General features: G+C 46.6%; 22 protein-coding genes. 18 read left to right on the top strand and 4 right to left on the bottom strand.

All coding sequences use genetic code 11. From position 1 onward, the window contains the following. Positions 1-76 precede the first annotated feature (76 nt). Positions 77-1,549: a dihydrolipoyl dehydrogenase gene (locus tag OJ16_RS10945; protein ID WP_040990579.1), complete on the bottom strand. Its 1,473-nt coding sequence runs from the start codon at positions 1,547-1,549 to the stop codon at positions 77-79. Positions 1,550-1,761: 212 nt separating this feature from the next. Further along, a complete protein-coding gene (locus tag OJ16_RS10940) occupies positions 1,762-2,490 on the bottom strand; it encodes a glutathione peroxidase (protein ID WP_040990576.1) in 729 nt (242 codons plus the stop codon). 171 nt (positions 2,491-2,661) lie between these two features. Between OJ16_RS10940 and oxyR the strand changes: the two genes are divergently transcribed. Then, positions 2,662-3,546 (top strand): DNA-binding transcriptional regulator OxyR, encoded by an 885-nt coding sequence (oxyR, locus tag OJ16_RS10935; protein ID WP_040990574.1) that lies wholly within the window; start codon positions 2,662-2,664, stop codon positions 3,544-3,546. A gap of 113 nt (positions 3,547-3,659) precedes the next feature. Here the strand turns inward: oxyR and OJ16_RS10930 are convergent, their stop codons facing one another. After that, positions 3,660-6,218: a penicillin-binding protein 1A gene (locus OJ16_RS10930; protein WP_040990572.1), complete on the bottom strand. Its 2,559-nt coding sequence runs from the start codon at positions 6,216-6,218 to the stop codon at positions 3,660-3,662. Between the two features lie 139 nt (positions 6,219-6,357). Between OJ16_RS10930 and pilM the strand changes: the two genes are divergently transcribed. From pilM to OJ16_RS10845, 17 genes are all read left to right on the top strand, one after another. Beyond that, complete coding sequence (gene pilM, locus OJ16_RS10925; RefSeq protein WP_040990570.1) at positions 6,358-7,350, top strand: type IV pilus assembly protein PilM; 993 nt, start codon at positions 6,358-6,360, stop codon at positions 7,348-7,350. Further along, positions 7,340-7,918 (top strand): PilN domain-containing protein, encoded by a 579-nt coding sequence (locus OJ16_RS10920; RefSeq protein WP_040990568.1) that lies wholly within the window; start codon positions 7,340-7,342, stop codon positions 7,916-7,918. The genes pilM and OJ16_RS10920 overlap by 11 nt, the downstream gene beginning before the upstream one ends. Beyond that, on the top strand, positions 7,911-8,501 hold the full coding sequence (locus OJ16_RS10915) for a type IV pilus inner membrane component PilO (protein ID WP_040990566.1): 591 nt from the start codon (positions 7,911-7,913) through the stop codon (positions 8,499-8,501). Before OJ16_RS10920 ends, OJ16_RS10915 begins: the two co-directional genes overlap by 8 nt. Next, complete coding sequence (locus OJ16_RS10910) at positions 8,491-9,009, top strand: pilus assembly protein PilP (RefSeq protein ID WP_040990563.1); 519 nt, start codon at positions 8,491-8,493, stop codon at positions 9,007-9,009. Before OJ16_RS10915 ends, OJ16_RS10910 begins: the two co-directional genes overlap by 11 nt. Before the next feature lie 25 nt (positions 9,010-9,034). Next, complete coding sequence (locus OJ16_RS10905; RefSeq protein ID WP_040990561.1) at positions 9,035-10,720, top strand: type IV pilus secretin PilQ; 1,686 nt, start codon at positions 9,035-9,037, stop codon at positions 10,718-10,720. A gap of 165 nt (positions 10,721-10,885) precedes the next feature. Beyond that, a complete protein-coding gene (gene aroK / locus OJ16_RS10900; RefSeq protein WP_040990559.1) occupies positions 10,886-11,404 on the top strand; it encodes a shikimate kinase AroK in 519 nt (172 codons plus the stop codon). Positions 11,405-11,434: 30 nt separating this feature from the next. After that, entirely contained in the window at positions 11,435-12,523 is a 1,089-nt protein-coding gene (aroB, locus tag OJ16_RS10895; protein WP_040990557.1) for a 3-dehydroquinate synthase, read from the top strand. A gap of 82 nt (positions 12,524-12,605) precedes the next feature. Next, complete coding sequence (locus OJ16_RS10890) at positions 12,606-14,087, top strand: SPOR domain-containing protein (protein ID WP_040990555.1); 1,482 nt, start codon at positions 12,606-12,608, stop codon at positions 14,085-14,087. Between the two features lie 129 nt (positions 14,088-14,216). Continuing rightward, positions 14,217-15,071, top strand: coding sequence for a Dam family site-specific DNA-(adenine-N6)-methyltransferase (locus tag OJ16_RS10885; protein ID WP_040990552.1), 855 nt, complete (start codon positions 14,217-14,219; stop codon positions 15,069-15,071). 103 nt (positions 15,072-15,174) lie between these two features. Further along, positions 15,175-15,846 (top strand): ribulose-phosphate 3-epimerase, encoded by a 672-nt coding sequence (gene rpe, locus OJ16_RS10880; RefSeq protein WP_009386397.1) that lies wholly within the window; start codon positions 15,175-15,177, stop codon positions 15,844-15,846. Between the two features lie 24 nt (positions 15,847-15,870). Next, positions 15,871-16,551: a phosphoglycolate phosphatase gene (locus OJ16_RS10875; protein ID WP_040990548.1), complete on the top strand. Its 681-nt coding sequence runs from the start codon at positions 15,871-15,873 to the stop codon at positions 16,549-16,551. A 181-nt stretch (positions 16,552-16,732) separates the two neighbouring features. Continuing rightward, positions 16,733-17,749, top strand: a complete 1,017-nt coding sequence (trpS, locus tag OJ16_RS10870; protein ID WP_040990546.1) for a tryptophan--tRNA ligase — start codon at positions 16,733-16,735, stop codon at positions 17,747-17,749. A gap of 187 nt (positions 17,750-17,936) precedes the next feature. Continuing rightward, the gene (locus OJ16_RS10865) at positions 17,937-18,515 is read left to right on the top strand and encodes an aminodeoxychorismate/anthranilate synthase component II (RefSeq protein ID WP_040990544.1); all 579 of its coding nucleotides are present in this window, start codon (positions 17,937-17,939) and stop codon (positions 18,513-18,515) included. Between the two features lie 436 nt (positions 18,516-18,951). Then, a complete protein-coding gene (locus tag OJ16_RS10860) occupies positions 18,952-20,166 on the top strand; it encodes an aspartate aminotransferase family protein (RefSeq protein WP_040990542.1) in 1,215 nt (404 codons plus the stop codon). 60 nt (positions 20,167-20,226) lie between these two features. Beyond that, positions 20,227-21,246 (top strand): arginine N-succinyltransferase, encoded by a 1,020-nt coding sequence (gene astA / locus OJ16_RS10855; protein WP_040990540.1) that lies wholly within the window; start codon positions 20,227-20,229, stop codon positions 21,244-21,246. A 51-nt stretch (positions 21,247-21,297) separates the two neighbouring features. Beyond that, positions 21,298-22,755, top strand: a complete 1,458-nt coding sequence (gene astD, locus OJ16_RS10850; protein ID WP_040990539.1) for a succinylglutamate-semialdehyde dehydrogenase — start codon at positions 21,298-21,300, stop codon at positions 22,753-22,755. A 110-nt stretch (positions 22,756-22,865) separates the two neighbouring features. Continuing rightward, positions 22,866-23,663 carry a DUF1338 domain-containing protein gene (locus OJ16_RS10845; protein WP_040990537.1) on the top strand — a complete coding sequence of 266 codons (798 nt, stop codon included), beginning with the start codon at positions 22,866-22,868 and terminating at the stop codon, positions 23,661-23,663. A 68-nt stretch (positions 23,664-23,731) separates the two neighbouring features. Here OJ16_RS10845 and crp read toward each other — a convergent pair whose 3' ends face one another. Further along, positions 23,732-24,364 (bottom strand): cAMP-activated global transcriptional regulator CRP, encoded by a 633-nt coding sequence (gene crp / locus OJ16_RS10840; protein WP_005597159.1) that lies wholly within the window; start codon positions 24,362-24,364, stop codon positions 23,732-23,734. Positions 24,365-24,474 lie beyond the last annotated feature (110 nt).

Genomic DNA, 24,474 nt, shown 5'->3' with positions numbered 1-24,474 from the left:
ATTGATGTCAGTTCATTGCTATTGAAAACAACAAAGCCTCGCATCGCGAGGCTTTGTTGTTTTTGAGTCTAAATGATTAACAGCCTGGGCCGCAATCTAGGCAGTGTTTGATCATTTCAGGGCCTAGATTGAGTTTCGCATTGAGGTCACGTAGCGCAGTACGAACCCCTTCTTCGATCACTGGGTGGTAGAAAGGCATGTCGAGCATTTCGGATACCGTCATTTTACTTTGATGCGCCCAAGCTAATAGGTGTGCTAGGTGTTCAGCATTTGGTCCCATCATTTCAGCGCCAAGGAAGCGGCCAGTACCTTGTTCACCATAGACATGCAGTAACCCTTTGTTACGCAGCATAACGCGTGAGCGACCTTGGTTTTCAAACGATACTTCGCCAATGGCAAAACAACCACAAGTGCCTAAGCGCGTTTCAATTTGCTTACGGGTTTCACCAACCATGGCAATTTGCGGGTCAGAGAAGACTGCTGAAATCACCGAGCGACGTAGACCGGCACGCATATCAGGGAAGCGGCCTGCATTGTCACCCGCGATACGCGCTTGATCAGCCGCTTCATGCAGCAACGGAATCTGGTTGCTTGCGTCACCGGCAATAAAAATGCTCTTTACTGACGTTTGCAGCGTGTAGTAATCCGCAGTTGGTACGCCACGTCCATCGAGCTCAAGCGAGGTATTTTCAATGTATAGTTTATCCACATTCGGACGACGTCCGGTAGCCGCTAACACATAGTCAACGATGAAGGTTTCTAGTTCGCCAGCGTGATTGATAAATTGAATTTCAACCTTGTCGGCTTCACCTTCATTGGTTGCGGTAATGCGCTTCATGCTTTCTACTTTGACGTCAGGATCAAGGTAGAATTCTTCTTGGAACGCTTTGGTTGCGTAGGCCATGACTTCAGGATCAGTGAGTGGGCCAACTTGACCGCCAAGGCCAAATACTTTCACGTTGACGCCTAAGCGGTGCAGCGCTTGACCCAGTTCAAGACCGATCACGCCAGGGCCAAATACCGCCACTGATTCTGGCAGATCATCCCAATCAAACACGTCATCGTTAATCACTAGGCGATCGCCAAGTTCATTCCAAACGGCTGGATAAGCTGGGCGAGAACCGGTGGCAATCACAATGCGTTCCGCTTTGATGGTGGTATGGTCATCGACGATCAGCGTATTGTTGTCGATAAATTTAGCAAAGCCTGCCACTTTGTCTTCTGCTGGGATTTCATCGACCCCTTCAAGTACAAAGCCAACAAAACGATCGCGCTCGCGTTTTACTCGGTCCATTACTTCACGACCATTGATGACGATCTCACCTTGAGGGTGAATACCAAAGCCGGGTGCTTTTTCAATTTGGTGCACGCTTTCTGCCGCCGCAATCAGCAGTTTTGATGGCATACAACCAACGCGCGCACATGTAGTGCCGTAAGGGCCGCCTTCAATCATCACTACGCTGTCAGTATGTGCTTTTGCTGCACGATAAGCGCCAAGGCCTGCAGTACCACCACCAATCACGGCTACATCAACAATTAATTGTTTCATAATGGATTCTCGCTTTTTGTTTCTCACCGATAGTCGAACCGATAAGAAAGAAATTTATTTCATAAAACCTAGATAAATAGAGACCCTTCGATAAGGATTGCTACTTATCTAGATTGGAATTTAGATTTTGAGGATGAATCCCGGGCCATTGAGACCCGGGAGAATAATAGGCTTACCACTCAATGAGAGGGTTTACCTATCAGACTAAGAGATTAGCCTAGGAATGCTTCTAGCTCTTCGCTACCACCGATGTGTTTGCCACCGATGAAGACTTGAGGCACAGTCGTACGACCAGAGATAGCACGCAGACTTACGGTTGTTGCATCTTTACCTAGAACCACTTCTTCGTAATTCAGACCTTTGTCGATAAGGTTCTGTTTCGCTTTCATACAGAAAGGACAGCCAGGTTTCGTGAATACCGTGATTGATTCTTGCTCTTTGTGTTCTGGAGCAATGTGGTTCAACATGGTGTCTGCATCAGACACTTTGAACGGGTCACCTGGTACGTCTTCTTCGATAAACATTTTTTCTACCACGCCGTTTTTAACCAGCATGCTGTAGCGCCATGAACGTTTGCCAAAACCAATGTCATTTTTCTCAACCAGCATGCCCATGCCATCGGTGAAATCGCCGTTACCGTCTGGAATGAAAGTGATGTTTTCAGCTTCTTGATCTGCTTTCCAAGCGTTCATTACAAACGTATCGTTAACAGAGACACATAGAATGTCATCAACACCGTTTTCTTTGAATACCGAGTATAGTTCGTTGTAACGTGGCAGATGGCTTGAAGAGCACGTTGGTGTAAATGCACCAGGCAAGCTGAATACGATAACGGTCTTGTCTTTGAATAGCTCTTCTGTTGTTACGTTAACCCATGCATCGCCTTGGCGAGTTGGGAAAGTAATTTGTGGTACCGCTTGACCTTCTTTAGATGCAAACATAATTGTTTCCTTAATAATTGGATAATTCGGTTCAGAGCTTAATCTTTTTTGCTGCTCTGTTTCGTTTTGTTGAGCCCATTATTATAAAAAACTTTTGATAGCTCTAATCGTTTGATGCTATGGTTTTAATAGTTTTTGCCTATTAAGTGTATTTGTACGGGATATAAGAGAATGAATATTCGGGATTTTGAGTATCTGGTGGCATTGGCCGAACATAAGCATTTTCGTAAAGCTGCGGAGTCTTGCTATGTGAGTCAGCCAACGTTGAGTGGTCAAATTCGTAAGTTAGAGGACGAGTTAGGTACAACGCTATTAGAGCGTAGCAGTCGTCGCGTATTGTTCACGGATGCTGGCCTGCAATTGGTCGAACAAGCCAAAAAAATTCTGAGTGAGATTAAGCTATTTCGCGACATGGCCAGTGATCAAAGTGGCGCGATGACCGGTCCGATGCACATTGGTTTTATTCCCACCGTTGGGCCATATATCCTGCCTCGTATCGTCCCTACACTCAAAGATCAGTTCCCGGAACTCGAACTGTATCTGCATGAGGCGCAAACTCAGCAATTGGTGCACCAGCTTGAAGAAGGCAAGCTCGATTGTTTGGTTTTGGCTTCTGTGGCTGAAACGGCACAATTCAAAGAAATCGAAGTCTACAACGAGCCACTCAGTGTCGCGGTGCCATGTGATCATGAATGGGCGCAGTTAGATGAAGTTGATATGTTGGAACTTAATGGACGCACGGTACTGGCGTTGGGTGATGGTCATTGTTTACGTGACCAAGCATTAGGTTTTTGTTTTGCCGCAGGGGCCAAAGACGATGAACGATTTAAAGCGACCAGCTTAGAGACGTTGCGTAACATGGTCGCGGCGGGAGGCGGTATTACATTGCTTCCTCAATTGGCGACACCGAAAGAAAAACAAAAAGACGGCGTTTGCTACTTGCGAGCGATAAATCCAGAGCCAACACGCAGCATTGTGGTGGCCTATCGTGCTGGTTCGCCTTTTAAAGCGCGTTTTGAGCAGCTAGCGGAAACCATTAAAGCGAAGCTGTGTTGATCGCTTAGGAATGGGCGATAGCGCAGATTAATCCTCGGTGATGAATAAAAAAAGAGGCTGACGAAAACTCGTCAGCCTCTTTTTTCAGCGTTCGTTAATACGATGGGTGTTGATTAGAACAGTCCTTCGCTTTCCTCACTGCTGTAGATGGTGTCGGTCAATTCATCCGGCACATACTCGGTTGGCTGGTGGCCTTCACGGAAATATTCAAACATTGAACTGCCATCAAACTTATTGGTGAGTAAGCCAGAGTCACGGTCGATGCGAATACGAACAATCCCTGCGGGAATCGCTTTTTCTTGTTCAGGAGAAAGCGAAAGGGCAGTGCGCATAAAATCAATCCATGCAGGTTGCGCCGTTTTGGCTCCCGCTTCAGCGCCGGTCACTTGATCTTTACTCAGATTATTGTTGTATGAGGTTCTACCTAGCTTACGGCTGTGATCATCAAAGCCGACCCAAGCGACAGCAACCACACCAGGACCATAACCGTTATACCAAGCATCTTTTGAATCGTTGGTTGTACCGGTTTTACCCCCAATATCACGACGCTCTAGTTTCTGACCACGCCAGCCAGTGCCGTTCCAACCTGTACCTTCGCGCCAGTTACCACCGCCCCAAATGTTGCTGTACATCATTTCACGCACCAAGAACGCCGATTGCTCAGACATGACTTGAGGCGCGTATTGAGGTGCTTGCGGTGGTAGGGCATTGCTATCCGTCTCGCTGCCCATTTCAATGCTTGTTTCAACGGCAATATCTTGCTCGTTGAATTCATTGGCTGGGCTGCCAGGTTTAGGACAATCTTGCTGACAAATTTGTTTCGGTGTCGCTTGATATTCAAGATCACCATAAGGGCCAGTTATGTGGTCAATGTAAAACGGTTCTACATAGTAACCGCCATTGGCAAAGACCGAATAACCTTGCGCCATTTTCATTGGCGTTAAGCTACCTGCGCCCAGCGCGATAGTTTCAGAGCGTGGGACATCGTTGATATCAAAACCAAAACGAGTAAGGTACTGACGCGTTTCATCCAGACCCACTTCACGTAATACGCGCACGGCCATCACGTTCTTTGATTGTGCTAAACCCACACGTAAGCGAGTTGGACCGACGTAAGTAGGCGGTGAGTTTTTTGGACGCCATGCGGTGCCTTGGCTCTTATCCCATTGGTTGATCGGAGCATCGTTGATCAGCGTGGCCAGCGTGAGACCTTGATCAATCGCGGCAGAATAAATAAAGGGTTTGATACTTGAACCCACCTGACGCACTGACATTGTCGCTCGGTTGAATTTATTGTGAACGAAGTTAAAGCCGCCGACTAATGACAGTACGGCACCATTTTCTGGGTTCATGGCAATAAACGCGGTATTCGCGTTAGGCACTTGGCTTAATTGCCAGTGATACACGACATCGCCTTTTTCTTGCTGAACGGAAATTTCGCGTACCCAGATTTGTTCTCCGACCGCCAGAATATCACTGGCTTTACTCGGCGCTGAGCCTTGGCGTTCATCATTGCGGAATTTACGCGCCCATTTCAAACCGTCCCAAGTCAGCGTGGCTTCCCCTTGACGTTTGATCACGACATTGGCCGATTTACCGTCCACTTTGGTGACGACCGCTGGAATCAATTCACCGTAGCTTGGGACGTTTTTCAGGGTTTTCTCGATGTCAGCCAATGACATTGGCGTCGCTTTTGGCTCCCACAATACTTTCTCTGCGCCGCGGTAACCGTGACGTTCATCGTAAGAGAAGAGGTTGTTGATGGCAGCAGTATTGGCCGCATCTTGTAGCTTAGCGTTCACCGTGGTGTAGACATTCATGCCCGAGGTGTAAGCTTCTTCGCCGTAACGCTCAACCATCCATGCGCGAGCAAGTTCCGCCACGTATGGCGCACTTAACTCAATCTCAGCACCGTGGTAGCGAGACAAAATCGTTTCTGAACGTGCTTGGTCGTATTCTTGCTGGGTAATGTATTTCTCTTCCAGCATACGCATCAACACAACGTTACGACGATTGGTTGCACGTTCAACGGAATAAATAGGGTTCATGGTGGATGGTGCTTTTGGCATACCCGCCAGTGTCGCCATCTCGCTCAACGTCAGATCTTTAAGATCTTTGCCAAAGTAAACGCGTGCTGCCGCGCCAAAACCGTATGAGCGGTGACCTAAGAATATCTTATTCACATACAACTCCATGATCTCTTGCTTCGTTAGCAATTGTTCAATGTGAATCGCAATAAAGATCTCTTTAATTTTACGCATGATCTTCTTCTCGTTAGACAAGAAGAAGTTACGCGCAAGCTGCTGAGTAATGGTACTTGCGCCTTGCTTTGCTGAGCCAGACATCGCTACGACGATCGCCGCGCGCGTAATGCCGATAGGGTCAATACCAGGGTGGTCGTAAAAGCGGCTGTCTTCGGTCGCAATAAGAGCTTCTATCAGATGAGGCGGTATTTCATCGTATTTGACGGGAATGCGACGCTTCTCACCGAATTGAGAAATCAGCTTGCCATCTTGGCTATACACCTGCATCGGTGTTTGCAGCTTAACATCACGTAATGTTGCTACGTCAGGTAGTTCTGGTTTTACATAAAGATAGAAACCAAAAATTGTCCCCACTCCAAGAATAATGCAAACCAATGTGAAAATGAGCAATCGCTTTATGAACTTCACCGGATATTCCCTGATTAATTGAGGCTGACTAGGCCCTTTGCCTAGTAACCTTAGCTAACAATTTAGCTTGCGTTTATTTTGTGCTTTGCCGCCACTGATGCGGTCGAGTCACTGAAACCGACATCTGGAGCACTGCGAGATGAGCTTTTCACTTATCACTGGCGTTGACATTGGCCATTACAGCATTAAGGCCGTAGTGCTAAAGCCAGTAAAAGGTACTCTTACACTCTCGGGGTATCGAGAGTTGGTTATCGAGGAGAGCATTTTCTCCGATAACCATCTATTAAGTTATCAGGAAATTGTAAATAAACTAAAAGAACTAAGAAAGGGTTTGCCTTTTTTTAGTCATAAAGTCGCATTATCGCTACCAGATAACTCAGTTATTTCAAAAGTATTGCATGTTGAGAAGGGGTTAACTCCTCAAGAAAGAGATTATGCCATCATTGAGGCTTTTTCTCATCAATCCCCATTCGACCTTGATGAACTGTGCCTCGACTATTGCGATCTCTCCAATGAGGCTGGCTCTTCTCAAGGCGTACAGGTTTATGCCACCAAAAAAGAAGTGGTCGAGAACCGAATGAGCGTGTGCCGTAAAGCGGGGTTTCGTCCGGTGCTATTCGATGTGCATGCTCATAGCCTTGTACGTTTGTGGCAAGCCGTTTCGCAAAAGCAGAGCCGGAGTAATTGGTTGTTATTGGATGTAGGCCATCATCACTCTTCAATGGTGATGGATTTTGCCAATAAAGCGCCTTTCGCCAAAGACTTGCCTATTGGTATCTCGAGTATGTTGGCGAGCAGTGAAGAACCCTCTGCGCTTCATCATGATGTTACGCATCAGTTTATCCAATCGCTGGTTGAAAGGATTCAACGCCATTTACACCTTATTGAGTCGATGGATTCTTCTAAATTGGAAGGTATTTGGTTGACGGGCGGTGGAGCAAATACGCCTGCGTTGGCCGACGAGCTTGCCCAGCGACTGAATTTAAAGTGTGAGTTATTGGACCCGTTAAGTTTATTTGAAAATAAAAACAGTCGTAAGAAGGCGTCGCACGCTTGTGGATACAGTTTTTCCTCATCAGTGGGACTGGCATTGTTAGGTCAAGATTGGATGGGGCGTCGCCATGCTTCATAGAGTGAATTTATTACCCTGGCGTGATGCAAAGCGCCAATATCATCAACGCCGTTTTTTTGTTTTAGCGTTTTCGGTGTTAATTCTGGGGGGCCTAGCTCAATGGGGAGCGGGGGTCTTTATTGAATATCAACAAAACGAACAACAACAGAGAATCGTGTTTTTACAAGCGCATATAGCCAGCTTGGATTACAAACTCAGTGAATTAAAACGTGTCGAACAACAACACGAATCCCTGATGACGCGTTTAAAAGTGGTCGAAGATCTGCAAGAGCAGAGAAACAAAACCACCTATTTGATGAATCTCGTCCCGACCTTAATCCCAGAAGGGGTTTACGTGGATAAAATCAAAATGAACGGCGAACGAATTGAACTGACGGGGATCAGTGATACCACCTCTCGTTTGGCGACGATGCTTGACCACCTAGAAAATTCAAAGTGGCTCAGCAATGTTGAAATGCATTCTATCGTGCATGACAAAGCAAGGTTCGGACAAAAATTCCAGACATTTAATGTTTCTTTCTTATTTCAACCTCAAGAGATAGTTGAAGGAGAAAACCCTCATGGCTAATTACAACGAGCTTGATGTTGAAGAAATTATCCAATGGCCATTCCCTGCTCAGTTGGTGGTGTTAAGCGTGTTGTTGTTAGCGCTTCAGGCGGTGGGTTATTGGTGGTATTTAGATGAAAAACGCAGTGATCTGACACAACTTAAGCAGCAAGAGCAAACGCTCAAGCAAACCTTACAAGTAAAAGCCAATCAAGTGGCGGCTCTGCCTCATATGCAGGATCAGTTAGATGAGTTATCAGAGCGCTATCAGTATCTATCGCAACAACTGCCTATGGAAAAAGAGCTGGCCACGATGCTGGCATCGGTGAACGAAGAGGGATTAAAAAACAAGCTGACGTTTACCCGAATCGATTGGGGCTCGAAAGAAAATCAGAATTTTCTCTATCGACTTCCTCTCAATATCGAGCTAACCGGGGATTACGACAATATTGGTCAGTTCTCTCAGGCGATCGCGTCTTTGTCTCGAATCATTAATTTTGTTGATGTGGATTGGCAGCGAGTGAGTTTGGAAAGTAAAACCCTGCACTTCCGTGTTCGTGCGTTTACTTACCAATTTAAGCCGGAGGTAAAAGATGAAAGCTAATCATTGGCGTTGGGGGGTAGTGATCAGTGTTTTATTGGTGGGCTGTCGGGCGAACCAAGATCCTCTCGATGAGTTTGTTTTGCACGCGCAACAAAAGGCGCAAAAAACCGTGCAAGAGCTTGCACCTGCTTTAGTGTTTCGCAGTGCGGTTTATACCGGAGGGCCAGAGCGAGAGCCCTTTACGTTGCCCACCGCCGCCTTGGTACTTGATCAACCTGAAGTGCGAAGAGATTGTTGGCAGCCGAAACCAAGAAAAGCCAATGGTCAGCTAGAACGTTATGCGCTGAACAAGTTGAGTTTGAAAGGGGTAATGAGCCGCAATGGTAAAAACTCGGCATTGGTTCAAACCCCAAGCGGGCAGGTTGTCTCAGTGCGCACGGGGCATTATATCGGCCTGAATAACGGTCGAGTAACGGAAGTGTCGGCTTCCTATATCCAAATTAACGAAACATTACCAGATGGGTTGGGCTGCTGGAATAAGCGAAGCATCAAATTGGCCCTTAAATAATTAGTTTAGAAATTGAGAAAATAAAATGAGAAATGGACTGAGATCAACAACCCAATGGATAGTCAGGTTCGCCTGCGTGGTGAGTGTTATTTTCTCTGCGCTAAGCCTGGCTTCTTCGCCGACTAACCGTGTGGTTGCGGTTGATTTTCGCGTGGATGACGACAAGAACGGTAAAATTATTGTCGAGTTAAATAGCGACAAAATCGTCGTTGATATTCAAAAGTTGCCGGAAGGTTTAGCTATCGAGCTCATTGATACCGCGGTGGACGATAAACAACTGTCATTATTTGACGTGCAAGATTTTGCAACGTCAGTTAAAACCGTCGAACTTTTCCGTAAATCGGATCGCGTGCGCTTATTGGCAGAAGTGTCTGGACGTTACAGCTACGACTACACCTTAAATGGCAAGGTCCTTGAAGTGGTTGTTAGTGCGTTGAAGACAAAAGAAAAAGAAAAAGAAACCACGTTCTTAGACAAACCCGGCAAAAAAATCTCAATCAATTTCCAAGATATTCCCGTGCGTAACGTATTGCAGCTCATTGCGGATTATAACGATTTCAACTTAGTCGTTTCTGATTCGGTCAGTGGCAACTTGACGTTACGTCTTGACGGCGTGCCATGGCCTCAAGTGTTAGACATTATTTTACAAGTGAAAGGGCTCGATAAGCGCGTGGATGGCAATGTGGTCTTAGTTGCGCCAAAGGCTGAACTGGATCTGCGTGAGAAGCAACGCCTTGAAAATGCACGTGTGGCGGATGAGTTAGGTGAACTTCGTTCTGAAATCATCAAAGTCAATTTTGCCAATGCTGGTGAAATTGCAGAGATGATTGGCGGGGAAGGCACGATCAGTATGTTGTCAGAGCGTGGGTCAATCACGGTTGATGAACGTACCAATTCAATATTGATGCGCGATCTCCAAGAGAACATTGATGTGGTGCGTAGCATCATTGAATCGTTGGATATTCCCGTCAAGCAAGTGCAAATCGAAGCGCGCATTGTTACGGTCAGTGAAGGTAATTTGGATGAACTAGGCGTGCGTTGGGGCTTTTCTAACGCCAACAAAACGGGCGTGTCTGTCGGCGGAACCATTGAAGGTAACGTGCTGGATAACCCAAGCATTGATGACATGCTAAACGTTAACCTAGCCGCGTCGGCTGAAGCTTCTACAATTGCTTTCCAAGTGGCGAAGCTAGGTTCTGATATGTTATTGGATTTGGAGCTTTCGGCGTTGCAACGTGAATCGAAAGCGGAAGTGATCTCAAGCCCGCGCTTGATCACCACCAACAAAAAATCGGCGTATATCGAACAAGGTACAGAAATCCCTTATCTTGAATCATCATCAAGTGGTGCAACGAGCGTTGAATTTAAAAAAGCCGTACTGAGTTTAATGGTAACGCCTCAGATAACGCCTGATAACCGTTTAGTCTTGGATCTGAGTGTGACTCAGGATAGACCGGGCGAAGTGTTTAAGGTGGGGACAGGGGAAGCGGTATCGATAGAAACGCAACGTATTGGTACGCAAGTATTGGTTGAAAACGGCGAAACGGTGGTGCTAGGGGGTATTTTCCAACATAACATTACCGACACGGTTGATAAGGTGCCTTTGCTCGGCGATATCCCATTATTAGGGACATTATTTAAGCGTAGCTACCAAAAAATGGGCAAAAGTGAGCTGTTAATTTTTGTGACTCCGAAAGTTGTTGTGCAGTAAATAGAAAAATAAATTTGCATTAGATCCTCCTTACCCCGATAATTTCGGGTCTTATCACGAAATATCGGTGAGGAATCGGTGTCACAAGCATTTTCAATGTCAGCATAAAACTGACCCTTCTTGTGGCGATGTCATTGAATTAACGTTGTAAATTACTGCTAAAACATGGCTGAGAAACGCAATATTTTCCTTGTTGGCCCGATGGGCGCCGGCAAAAGTACAATTGGTAGACACCTGGCTCAACAACTTCACATGGAGTTTGTTGACTCAGACACTGTGATTGAAGAACGCACTGGTGCAGATATCGCATGGGTTTTCGACGTAGAAGGCGAAGCTGGCTTCCGCGATCGTGAAGAGAAAGTGATTAACGATCTTACCGAAGAACAAGGCATTGTCCTTGCGACTGGCGGTGGCTCGATCATGAGTAAAGAAAACCGTAACCGTCTTTCTGCTCGTGGTATCGTTGTTTACTTAGAAACCACTATTGAAAAACAACTTGCACGTACAAACCGTGACAAGAAACGCCCTCTGCTACAAACGGATAGCCCTCGTGAAGTGCTTGAAGAGTTAGCTGGTGAGCGTAACCCACTCTATGATGAAATTGCGGACTACACAGTACGCACCGATGATCAAAGTGCAAAAGTGGTAGCCAATCAGATTGTAAAAATGCTAGAAGAGAGTTAAGAACTTCTTAACTCAAATTGGAGCATACCCATGGAACGGATTACGGTCAGCTTAGATGAACGTAGCTATCCAATATCAATAGGTGCCGGATTATTTAATAATCCGGCTCACCTTTCTCACTTATCCTCAAAACACAAAGTTGTCGTGATCAGTAATGTCACTGTTGCACCTTTGTACGCGAATAAAATCCTCTCTTTGCTACAACAACAAGGCTGCCAAGCATCACTGCTTGAATTGCCCGATGGCGAGCAATACAAAACACTCGATACCTTTAACACCGTCATGAGCTATCTGCTGGAAGGGAATTACAGCCGAGATGTCGTGATCATTGCGTTAGGTGGCGGAGTGATTGGTGACTTAGTCGGTTTTGCCGCTTCTTGTTACCAACGCGGCGTAGACTTTATTCAGATCCCTACCACATTACTCTCTCAAGTTGACTCTTCAGTCGGCGGAAAAACAGCGGTTAATCACAAGCTCGGTAAAAATATGATTGGTGCATTTTACCAACCCAAAGCGGTGGTGATTGATACCGACTGTTTGGCGACTCTGCCAGAACGAGAATTTGCTGCCGGTATGGCGGAAGTGATTAAGTACGGCATTATTTATGATGGCGATTTTTTCACTTGGCTTGAAGATAATCTTGAGGCGCTCTACCGCTTAGATGAGCAAGCGCTCTCGTATGCGATTGCCCGTTGCTGCCAAATCAAAGCTGACGTTGTTGCTCAAGATGAGAAAGAATCGGGCATTCGTGCTTTGCTCAATCTGGGTCATACATTTGGTCATGCGATTGAAGCGGAACTGGGTTATGGCCAATGGTTGCACGGTGAAGCGGTTTCCTCTGGTACTGTGATGGCCGCGAAAACCGCGCAGTTACAAGGTTTAATTCCCCTTGAACAACTCGAGCGAATTATTACGTTACTGAAACGCGCTAAGCTGCCAGTACACACGCCAGAAACGATGTCATTTGATGATTTCATCAAGCATATGATGCGTGATAAAAAAGTATTGGCGGGTGAGTTACGCTTAGTGTTGCCGACCAGTATCGGAAGTGCCGACGTAGTGAAAGGTGTGCCTGAAGCCATCATTAAGCAAGCAATCGACTTTGCTCGCGATATTTAGCGGCGATGGTTTGTCATGATCTCGCGTTATGATACGTTGTTATTGCAACTGAGTAAGACGGCTTTAATGGTTTAGGTAGGGTATGGGTTATACACATCAATCGCGGGTTTTAGAGTTAAAAACCCAAATTGAATTGCTTGAGCGTTTACAATTATTAACGCATTTTAATTCTAACTTTGTGCATGTTTCGGGGGCTGTCGGTTCAGGAAAAACCTGGATAGCACAGCGCTACTTAGAAGCGTGGGCAAACGATAAAAACCAAGCGTTATTGATGTGTCATCCCAATCAAAATGATGAGCAACATCGTACGACGATATTGAGTCAGATTTTGCCTGAACCGTTGTTTAACCCAGCGGATAACTTAGCGGATAGCTTTGCTCGCTGCATGGCTCATGAGTCGTGTGATGTCGTGATTGTGATCGACGATGCGCATTTATTAAGTGAGCTCGTGTTGTCTGAATTGTGGCAACTGGCGTTATTCTCCCAACGGCAAAATCGTTGGAATATAAACATTGTTCTTTTTGCTCTGCCTAACCGATTGGATAAATGGCTGTCACGTTTGAGCCAGGGGCAAGAGTTCAATCCCGTTGATCTTGAAGTTGAATTGCTGAGTTCGCAAGAAGCCGGACGTTTTTTTGAGCAATTAGTGATGCGGTTTGTTGATGATGATATGGAACGGCGTGTGCGCAATGCGTATCGAACCGTGGCACATCGTCCGGGGTGTATTATGGCATTAGGGGATCAAAAAGTGGAAAAACGCATTATTGTTCGTTCAATCGTGGGCTCTCCGCTCAATATTGCACTGATCGTCATGGTATTACTCGTTCTGATTTCAGGTGGTTATTGGTGGCTGATGAGTCAACCAACACCAGATGAAGCGGCGGAATCCATCACGCAACAAACCGTGATTCCGACATTACCTGAGCCGGATGCAAACACCAACCAAGCCTCCCTAACGTTAGAACAGCAAAGTGCGCAAGCGCAGCAATTGGCGGATCTCTCTTTTGCTGGGGCAGAAGATGACAGTACCTCTTTGCCGCCGGAAGTGGTCGATGATCCACAAAGTGTTGGCGTGATAGAAGATCACTCTCAACGTGTGGTTATTACCTCTGAAGTGGTTGATGCTTTACTGCTGAACGAAGGGCAGTCTGTCCCAGCGACGAATGGTCAGTCTACCGCGGATGATGCCAGCTCTGAGGGGGCAAATGGCGCGGACGCTTCTGCTGTTCAAACGCCAAATCCTAATCAAGCGACGATTAACTTTTCGTTTGCGAAAGACCAGCTCAACCGTTTTTCACCACGCAGTTACACACTGCAACTGGCCGCGGTAAAAAATCTAGTGGATGCGCAGGCTTTTCTCAATCGTCACGACTTGGGCGATAACGTTTATGTTTATCCGGCCATTCGCAATGAGGCGAAGTGGTTTATTATTACTTATGATAATTACCCAACCATCCAATTGGCACGCGATGCGGTAGCGCAATTACCTGAATCGCTACAAAAATTGGGGCCTTGGGCAAAATCACTCAATCAAGTTCAACGCGAAATCGCACAAGCGAACTAGTTCTATGCTGACGGAGTGACTTTCTCGTCGCTCAGTCCAATTGAGTACGCCAATCGCTTTGGGTATGGCGTTAAATATGTTACATTCCGCCCCCTTAATTTGTGGTTGATAAGATAAATAGAGCAGTCAATGAAAAAGCAGCGTGCCTTCCTTAAATGGGCTGGTGGAAAATACGGATTAGTTGAAGACATTCAGCGTCATCTGCCTGAAGCACGCAAGTTGGTAGAACCGTTTGTTGGCGCAGGTTCGGTTTTCTTGAACACCGACTATGACCAATATTTATTGGCCGACATCAACCCAGATTTGATTAACCTCTACAATCTTCTTAAAGATGATCCAGAAGATTACATCAACGAAGCGAAGCGCTGGTTTGTGGCTGAAAACAACCGCAAAGAATTTTACTTGGATGTACGCGCGCAGTTTAACCAAACTGATGATGTGATGTATCGTTCACTGGCCTTCCTATACATGAATCGTTTTGGTTTTAATGGTCTATGCCGTTATAACAAAAAAGGCGGCTTCAACGTGCCGTTTGGTTCGTATAAAAAACCGTATTTCCCAGAAAAAGAGTTGGAGTTTTTCGCTGAAAAAGCCAAGAAAGCCACTTTTGTTTGTGAAGGGTACCAAGAGACCTTTAAACGCGCGCGCAAGGGCAGCGTGGTTTACTGTGATCCTCCCTATGCACCACTTTCCAGTACTGCAAATTTCACTTCGTACGCGGGCAATGGTTTCTCGTTAGATGATCAAGCGGCGCTGGCTAATGTTGCCGAAACGGCCGCGAAACAACGCGGTATTCCAGTGCTTATTTCTAACCATGATACGACGCTGACACGTCGCCTTTATCATGGTGCTGAGCTGAATGTGGTGAAAGTAAAACGCACCATTAGCCGTAATGGCGCTGGTCGCAATAAAGTGGATGAACTGCTGGCTCTGTTTCGTGCTGACAGCCATATCGAACTGGGTTCGGAAAATAGCGGCGAATAAGCTCGACCACACATTTCTTTTAATACCTCTATCATCTGCCTGATCGCTTCGGTAGAATTGCGCCAAATTTACGCAATGATGCTAATTATTATAGAGGTCAGGTATGAAAGATTTCCTTATCGCTCCGTCGATTCTGTCTGCAGATTTTGCTCGTCTTGGTGAAGACGTAGAGAAAGTACTCGCAGCAGGGGCTGATGTTGTGCACTTCGATGTTATGGACAACCACTATGTGCCAAACCTGACTTTTGGTGCGCCAGTGTGTAAAGCGCTACGTGACTACGGCATTACTGCGCCAATCGATGTCCACCTGATGGTGAAACCGGTTGATAGCATCGTTCCTGACTTTGCGAAAGCAGGCGCGAGCATGATCACTTTCCACATTGAAGCGTCTGATCACGTTGATCGTACTCTGCAACTGATCAAAGAGCACGGCTGTAAAGCCGGCGTGGTTCTAAACCCTGCAACGCCTCTGGCACACCTTGAATACATCATGGATAAGGTGGATATGATCTTATTGATGTCGGTGAACCCAGGCTTCGGTGGTCAATCTTTCATCCCAAATACTCTGGATAAACTGCGCGCTGTGCGCAAAATGATCGATGAATCTGGTCGCGATATTCGTCTAGAGATCGATGGCGGCGTGAAAGTCGACAACATTCGTGAAATCGCGGAAGCGGGCGCGGATATGTTCGTTGCGGGTTCGGCTATCTTCAGTCAGCCGGATTACAAGCAAGTGATCGATGAAATGCGCGCAGAACTAGCGAAAGCGAAGTAATTGACCCCAGCAGTAGGAAAGAGCATGAAAGAATTAAAACTGATCGCTTTTGATCTTGATGGCACCTTACTAGACAGCGTACCTGATCTGGCCGTCGCGGCCGATCAAGCGGTACAAGCGCTTGGTTTTGCCTCTGTGAGCGAAGAGCTTGTTCGAGACTATGTGGGCAATGGCGCAGATATCTTAATTGGTCGTGCTCTTAGCCAAAGCCTCACGATCAATCCAGAATTAAGCCCTGAGTTGCTGGCGCAAGGTCGAGTGCTGTTTGATGACTTTTATGAGAAAAGTGGTCACAAGCTAAGTCATCTGTACCCTGCGGTAAAAGAGACGTTAGCAGAACTGCAACAAGCCGGTTTTACCTTAGCATTGGTGACCAACAAGCCATCGAAATTTGTTCCAGATGTATTGGCTAAACACGACATTGCAAAATATTTTAGTGATGTCTTGGGGGGCGATGCCTTCCCTGAGCGTAAACCAAACCCTGTCGCGCTTAACTGGCTAATGGAGAAACATGGCTGTACACCGAGTGAAATGCTGATGGTTGGTGATTCGAAAAATGACATTCTTGCGGCGAAAAACGCCGGTTGTCATTCGTTTGGCCTGACGTACGGTTACAACCACGGTGAAGCGATTTCGGTTTCTGAGCCTGATTTTGTCGCAGACAATATCGCTGAATTACTCGAAGTGATCGCTGTTTCCGCTTAAGCGCAACAAAAGATCTTCCAAAATACTCATCAATGAGTACACTGAGAAAACCGCATCTGATTGGGTTTTTGGACGTTGTAGGGGCATCAATTGCTTGCCTTGCTACCACCGCCATTAACCTAATGAGAAATAAGGCGGTTTTTTCTATTTTATCTAATTAAGAATTCAAAGGAATCCATCCATGAGCAAGCCCATCGTATTGAGTGGCGTTCAACCATCAGGTGAACTAAGTATCGGTAACTACTTGGGTGCTCTACGTCAATGGCAACAGATGCAAGATGATTACGATTGCCAATACTGCGTGGTTGACCTTCATGCGATTACGGTTCGTCAAGACCCGAAAGCTTTGCATGAAGCAACGTTAGACGCATTAGCAATCTGTCTTGCTGTTGGTGTTGATCCACAGAAGAGCACGCTATTTGTTCAGTCACATGTACCAGAGCATGCTCAACTTGGTTGGCTTCTTAACTGCTACACCCAAATGGGCGAACTGAGCCGTATGACTCAGTTTAAAGATAAGTCAGCGCGTTATGCGAACGATGTTAATGCTGGCCTATTTGGTTATCCAGTCCTAATGGCTGCGGACATTCTGTTGTACGGCGCGCATCAAGTGCCAGTGGGCAACGACCAGAAGCAGCATCTAGAGTTAGCGCGTGATATCGCGACGCGTTTTAACAACATCTACTGCCCAGAAGCGCCGATCTTCCAAGTGCCAGAACCGTACATTCCACAAGTGAATGCACGTGTAATGAGCCTGCAAGATGCGACGAAGAAGATGTCGAAGTCAGATGATAACCGTAAGAACGTGATCACTTTGCTTGAAGATCCTAAGTCGATTCTTAAGAAGATCAACAAAGCGCAAACGGATGCTGAAACCCCACCACGCATTGCCAGCGATTGGGAAAACAAAGCGGGTATCTCTAACTTGATGAGCCTGTACTCTGCGGCAACCGGTATGAGCTTTACTGAAATTGAAGCGAAATACCAAGGCGTAGAAATGTACGGTCCATTTAAGAAAGATGTGGGCGAAGCACTCGTTACGATGCTGGAGCCTATTCAAGCGGAATACCACCGTATTCGTGCGGATCGTGCATATATGGATCAAGTGATGAAGCAAGGTGCTGAAAAGGCCTCTGCTCGCGCGGCGGTGACATTGAAGAAAGTGTATGAAGCGGTTGGTTTCGTTACTCGCCCATAGGCCGATATAACATCATCAAGCATTCATGATTGAGGCCAGCCTATTGCTGGCCTTTTTTATTGAAGCGGTCATTTAAAATACGCTTTGACGCTCTCGATCTTAAGGGGGCAAGCACAACTTTTCCTTTGCCTTTGTGGCGCACTATTGCACAATACGCCTCCAATAAGTGGAGAGCTGTATTTCTGTTATGTTGCTGATCATCGATAACTACGATTCGTTTACCTATAACCTATATCAATATTTTTGCGAACTTGGCGCTGAAGTACAGGTGGTGCGAAACGATAAAATTGATTTAGCAGGCATTGAAGCGCTGCAACCCACGCATCTCGTTATTTCTCCTGGGCCATGCACGCCCAACGAAGCGGGCATCTCATTAGCCGCGATTGAACACTTTGCCGGTAAACTGCCAATTTTAGGCGTTTGTCTTGGTCATCAAGCCATTGCGCAGGTATTCGGTGCAGAAGTGGTGCGAGCACGACAAGTGATGCATGGAAAAACCTCTCCAATTCGCCACACCGGACGTAGTGTATTTAAAGATCTCAATAACCCGTTGACCGTGACGCGTTACCACTCTCTTGTTGTTCAGAAGGACTCGCTACCGGAGTGTTTTGAATTAACCGCTTGGACAGAGTGTGACGACGGGACAATGGATGAGATCATGGGCTACCAACATAAAACCTTACCCATTGATGCGGTTCAATTTCACCCTGAATCGATTAAGACGGAGCAAGGGCATCAACTCTTAGCCAATTTTCTTTCTCGCTAGTTTACGCACCACCTTTCTATGCACTGATTCCATCGTTTTATTATGACGACCGAATACAGTGATGGATCACCTTTCTTAACATTCATTCCTACCATCACAATAATGCCTTTTGTGCGTTTTTATGCGTCTGTGCATTTTGAAAATCTCTTAGTCTTCAACTCTCAGTACTTTATTCATCGCTAAATAAAATATCTATGGCAATGGTGCGAGAAAAGTGCTCTTATCTAAATTGAATATTTAATCATCTTTAGTGCTTTTTTATATTCCCAGTGGTGGTAAGAAAGAATAAATCACTATTGAAATGGTTAATTAAATGTAAATACTATGCTGTGTGAGTCGATGTGCAATATAAATACTTATTTCTATACTTATTGATAGTAGTAAGAGTCGCTAGGCGAACCTGTATTGGCACACGGTCGTGGAGAAGGAATGTACGATGATGGAAGAGATGAAAGTGCAACGTGGTTGGTTTGATGAGGTGATGGTGCCTTGTTATAGCCCGATGGAGATGATCCCTGTAAAAGGTGAGGGCAGTCGCGTTTGGGATCAAGAATGTAACGAATATATCGATTTTGCCGGCGGTATTGCGGTGAGTTGTTTAGGTCATTGCCACCCAGCAATGGTGGCGGCATTGACGGAGCAAGGACAAAAATTGTGGCATCTTAGTAATGTCATGACGAATGAGCCTGCGCTGCGTTTAGCGAAAAAGCTAACGGATTTATGCTTTGCCGACAAAGTCTTCTTTGCCAACTCTGGCGCCGAAGCGAATGAAGCGGCCTTGAAATTGGCTCGTCGCTATTCTGCGGATGTCTACGGCGCAGAAAAATCAGAAATTATCGCATTCAAACAGGGCTTTCATGGCCGTACTTTCTTCACGGTTACAGTGGGCGGACAAGAAGCCTATTCGGATGGATTTGGCCCAAAACCCGGCGATATTACGCACTTACCCTACAACGATGTGGAAGCGTTACGTCAGCATGTATCTGGGCGTACTTGTGCGATCATGATGGAGCCTTTGCAGGGAGAAGGTGGCATTATTGAACCGAGCGATGAGTTCATTCAAGCGGTTCGTGAAGTATGCCAGCAGCATAATGCTCTCCTGATTTTTGATGAAGTGCAAACCGGTAATGGACGCACAGGGCATTTTTACGCTTACCAAGGGTTAGGAATCACGCCCGATATTTTGAGCACAGCAAAGTCGCTTGGCGGCGGTTTTCCGATTGGCGCAATGCTGACAACCAATAAACTGGCTGAGCATCTTAAAGTCGGCACTCATGGTTCAACCTATGGGGGCAATCCGCTGGCTTGTGCCGTGGCGGAAGCGGTCGTGGATGTGGTTAGCCAACCTGAAACGTTGGCGGGTGTGGCGGAACGTGAAGCGTTATTTCGTCAGGGATTGGCTAAAATTAATGATAAGTACGCCATCTTTAGCGAGATTCGTGGCAAGGGGTTACTCCTTGGTGCTGCGCTCAACGAGCAGTGGCAAGGCCGAGCTCGTGATGTGCTCGTCGCCGCCGGTGAACAAGGATTGATGGTGTTGGTGGCGGGGCCAAACGTGGTACGTTTCACGCCGTCACTGGTGATTAGTCATCAAGATATTGCTCAAGGATTAGAAAAGCTGGAGAAGGCGATTGCTTCACTCGCTCAATAATATCGCAATAGATGAGGTTGGCCATCTGGCTAACCTCACAAGCATCAGGAGGGAATGTCGATGCTGGTTGTTCGTCCTATCTCAATGTCAGATTATGATGCGCTTCATGCCTGTGCGGTGGAATCCGGTCACGGTTTCACCTCACTGCCGGTGAATGAAGAACTGCTGACTAATCGAATTACTCACTCTGAATACAGTTTTGCTAAACCGAATGTGACGGCACCGGGTGATGAAGGTTACCTGATGGTTGGCTTTGACCGTGATAGCGGAGAAGTGGCTGGTTGCACCGGCATTGAGGCTGCCATTGGTTGGGATGTGCCTTTTTATTCTTATCACATTAGTACGATTGTTCATTCCTCTCCCAAACTCGGTGTTAACAATGTAGTTAAGCTGTTGACCTTCGGCAATAACTACACAGGTTGCAGTGAAATCTGCACCTTGTTCTTACGCCCTAAATTTCGTGGCGGCAATAATGGCCGATTGATGTCGAAATGCCGTTTTCTGATGATGGCAGAGCACCCACATCGTTTTTCTAAAACGGTATTTGCTGAAATGCGTGGTGTGTCCGACGAAGAGGGGAATTCTCCCTTCTGGCAATGGCTGCAAGAACACTTCTTTTCGATAGAATTTACCTTAGCCGATTATCTTACTGGGATTGGCAAAAAGGGTTTCATTGCCGACCTGATGCCAAAGCTGCCGATCTACGTCAATTTACTGAGTAAAGAAGCACAAGCGGTAATCGGTCAGGTGCACGACAACACCAAGCCCGCCTTACGCTTATTAGAAAAAGAAGGTTTCACCTGCCGTAATTATGTCGACATTTTTGATGGTGGCCCTAGCGTGGAGTGTGATCGAGAAAATATCGAATCGGTGCGTCATTCGTTTCGCGGAAAAGTGCATATCGCCGACCATGCCAGTTCACAAGATTTTCTGATCAGTAATACCTTGTTTGAAGATTTTCGTGCTGTGGCGGTGAAAGCGGCGTTTGATCAAGCAAGCGATACGGTGATCATAACGAATGACGTGGCGGAAGCTCTGCAAGTGAAGCAAGGCGATAACGTTCGATTGTTGCCTCTGTAACGATCACGGGCTCTTATTGGATAACGGATCATAAACTGAAAAGGAATGATTATGTCACAGTGGATCGCAGGAGAATGGGTGGTCGGGCAGGGTGAACCGATGAATTCCATCAGCCCTTATAACGATGAGGTAATTTGGCAAAGCGACAGTGCCAGTGTGGCGCAAGTCGATGCCGCGGTCGCTGCTGCTCACAGTGCCTTTCTGACCTGGAAAAAAACAACCTTTGCTGAGCGTGAAGCGCTGGTACTGCGTTTTGCTGAGTTGGTTAAGCAGCAGGCGGAGTCGATTGCGGAAGTGATCGCCAAAGAAACCGGCAAACCGATGTGGGAAGCACGTACCGAAGCGGCCGCGATGGCGGGCAAGGTTGCCTTATCCATCGCGGCTTATCATGAGCGAACAGGGCAGAAGCAGCGCGAGGCGGCGGGGAATCAAATCGTTTTGCGCCACCGACCGCTGGGCGTTATGGCCGTATTTGGTCCGTATAATTTTCCTGCGCACCTACCGAATGGTCACATCGTCCCCGCTTTGTTGGCGGGTAATGTCGTGGTCTTCAAACCGTCAGAGCAAACTCCGGTGATGGGCGAGCTTGCAATAAAGCTGTGGCAACAAGCGGGTGTACCGGACGGAGTGATCAACTTAGTGCAAGGGGGGCGAGCAACGGGCGTCGCTTTAGCCGAGTCCAAAGGCATTGATGGCTTGTTATTTACCGGCAGCGCGAATACGGGGCACCTTCTACATCGCCAGTTTGCTGGCCAGCCCGATAAAATGTTGGCTCTAGAAATGGGCGGTAATAACCCGCTGGTGATATCGCCTCATTACGGGGACGTGGATGCGGCGGTGTACACCATCATCCAATCCGCTTTTATTAGTGCAGGGCAGCGATGCACCTGCGCACGTCGGCTTTATTTGCCACCAGGTGACAACGGTGATGTGCTGCTGGCTAAGTTACTGCGTGCGACGAAAAACATCGTTATGGGGGATCCCTTTGCCACACCTGCACCCTTTATGGGGCCACAAATTTCACTCGAGGCTGCACAAGGTATTTTAGCCGCTCAGGCGCATTTGCAATCATTAGGGGGGCAAAGCCTGCTTGAAGCAAAGGCGGGAAAAGCGGCGTTTGTCTCTCCAGGTATCATTGATGTGAGCGCTATTCGTGAACTGCCTGATGAAGAATATTTTGGCCCATTACTGCAAGTCATTCGTTATCAAACATTTGAACAGGCGGTTGAATTAGCCAATGAGACTCGGTTTGGTTTATCGGCTGGTCTCGTGACGACCCAAGACAGCGAGTGGGCGTATTTTGTTGACCACATCCGAGCGGGTATTGTAAATCGAAACCGCCCATTAACGGGAGCCAGCGGTGATGCGCCATTTGGCGGGCCTGGTGCATCGGGTAACTTAAGGCCAAGTGCCTACTATGCGGCGGATTACTGCGCTTATCCTATGGCGTCCATCGAGGGGCGAGAAACCGAATTACCAGAGACGTTGAGTCCCGGATTATCCCTCTAAAATCCACGAGAAAAGAAAGGCCAGAGAAATTGCTCCACTGGCCTTTTCTTTAACTACACTAATAATCCTAACTGAGAATACAGAGATAAAAACAATGCCAAGGAGGCATCATGACGCCAGATCGACTGTTTGAATCGTTATGGAATGACTATATTGATCGCCTATGTCCTTCTGCGGGCAACATACATAAACTTTTGCAGCAAAGTGAGCCATTGATTAACGATCATATTGCCTTACGCACTTTCAATCTTGACCCCGTGAGTCTTGAAGTCTTAGCGCAACCCTTTATTGATTTGGGTTATCAAGACGCGGGTGACTATATCTTTGAAAGTAAAAAATTAGTGGCCAAGCATTATGAGCATCCAGACGCGACACAACCTAAAGTGTTCATTAGCGAACTGAGGGTTGAGCAATGTTCACCAAGGTTACAACACATCGTGACGCAGTTAGTGGCGCAAGTTAGCCAACAAGAGATGCAAGGCGATGATTTTCTATCGGCTGGCCGGCCTTGGCAACTAAGCCATAATGAGTATTTATTGTTGGCCGAAGAGAGCGAGTATGCTGCCTGGCTTGCAGCGCACGGTTATGGAGCGAATCACTTTACGGTGAACGTGAATCAGCTTGAGCAGTTTGATGAGGTGCAACAGGTAAATGATCATCTCTCTGCGGCGGGCTTTTTGATTAATCAGGCCGGTGGTGAAGTAAAAGGTTCACCTGAAGTATTACTCGAGCAGTCTTCAACGATGGCAGATAAAGTCCAAGTTGAGTTTGATGATGGTGTTGTGTTATTGCCGGGTGGGTTTTATGAATTTGCCAAGCGATACCCAATGCCCAATGGCATGTTGTATAGCGGCTTTGTTGCGGCGTCGGCAGATAAGATCTTTGAGAGTACGGATAATTCACGATAACGACAGTGAAAAACAAAAAAAGCCACCGAAGCGGTGGCTTTTTAAATCGGTGTTTAATTCACATTGAATTAACGCGTACCGTATACAACGATAGTCTTACCGTGAGCAGAGATTAGGTTCTGCTCTTCTAGCATTTTCAAGATACGACCAACGGTCTCACGAGAACAGCCAACAATTTGGCCGATTTCTTGACGAGTGATTTTGATTTGCATACCGTCTGGGTGAGTCATCGCATCAGGTTGTTTTGCTAGGTTAAGTAGCGTTTGAGCAATACGGCCAGTTACGTCTAGGAAGGCTAGGTCGCCTACTTTTTGGCTAGTCACTTGAAGGCGACGAGCCATCTGTGAAGACAGACGCATTAGAATATCAGGGTTAACTTGAATCAACTGGCGGAATTTCTTGAATGAAATTTCTGCTACTTCACAAGGAGATTTAGCACGAACCCAAGCGGTACGCTCTTGATCTTCTTCAAATAGACCAAGCTCACCGATGAAATCACCTTGGTTTAGGTAAGAAAGGATCATCTCCTTACCTTCTTCATCTTTAATAAGTACAGCAACAGAACCTTTAACAATGTAGTACAAAGTTTCTGCTTTTTCGCCCGCGTGAATCAGCGTGCTTTTTGATGGGTACTTATGAATATGACAGTGTGAAAGGAACCACTCTAATGTTGGATCGGTTTGAGGTTTACCTAGAACCATAATATCTCACTTCCTCTGCAGGGTACGCTTGCTGCTTTCCATAATTTAGCTGGGCCCGAAGTCGGGAAAACTAGGCTATGAGCACTCAAATAGTGCTGCAAGCTATCATG

It is taken from the genome of Vibrio renipiscarius (genome assembly GCF_000827885.1).
Classification (GTDB): Bacteria; Pseudomonadota; Gammaproteobacteria; order Enterobacterales; family Vibrionaceae; genus Vibrio; species Vibrio renipiscarius.
Note: the sequence above shows the minus strand (reverse complement) of the source record. Positions and strands in the feature narration are given on the sequence as shown.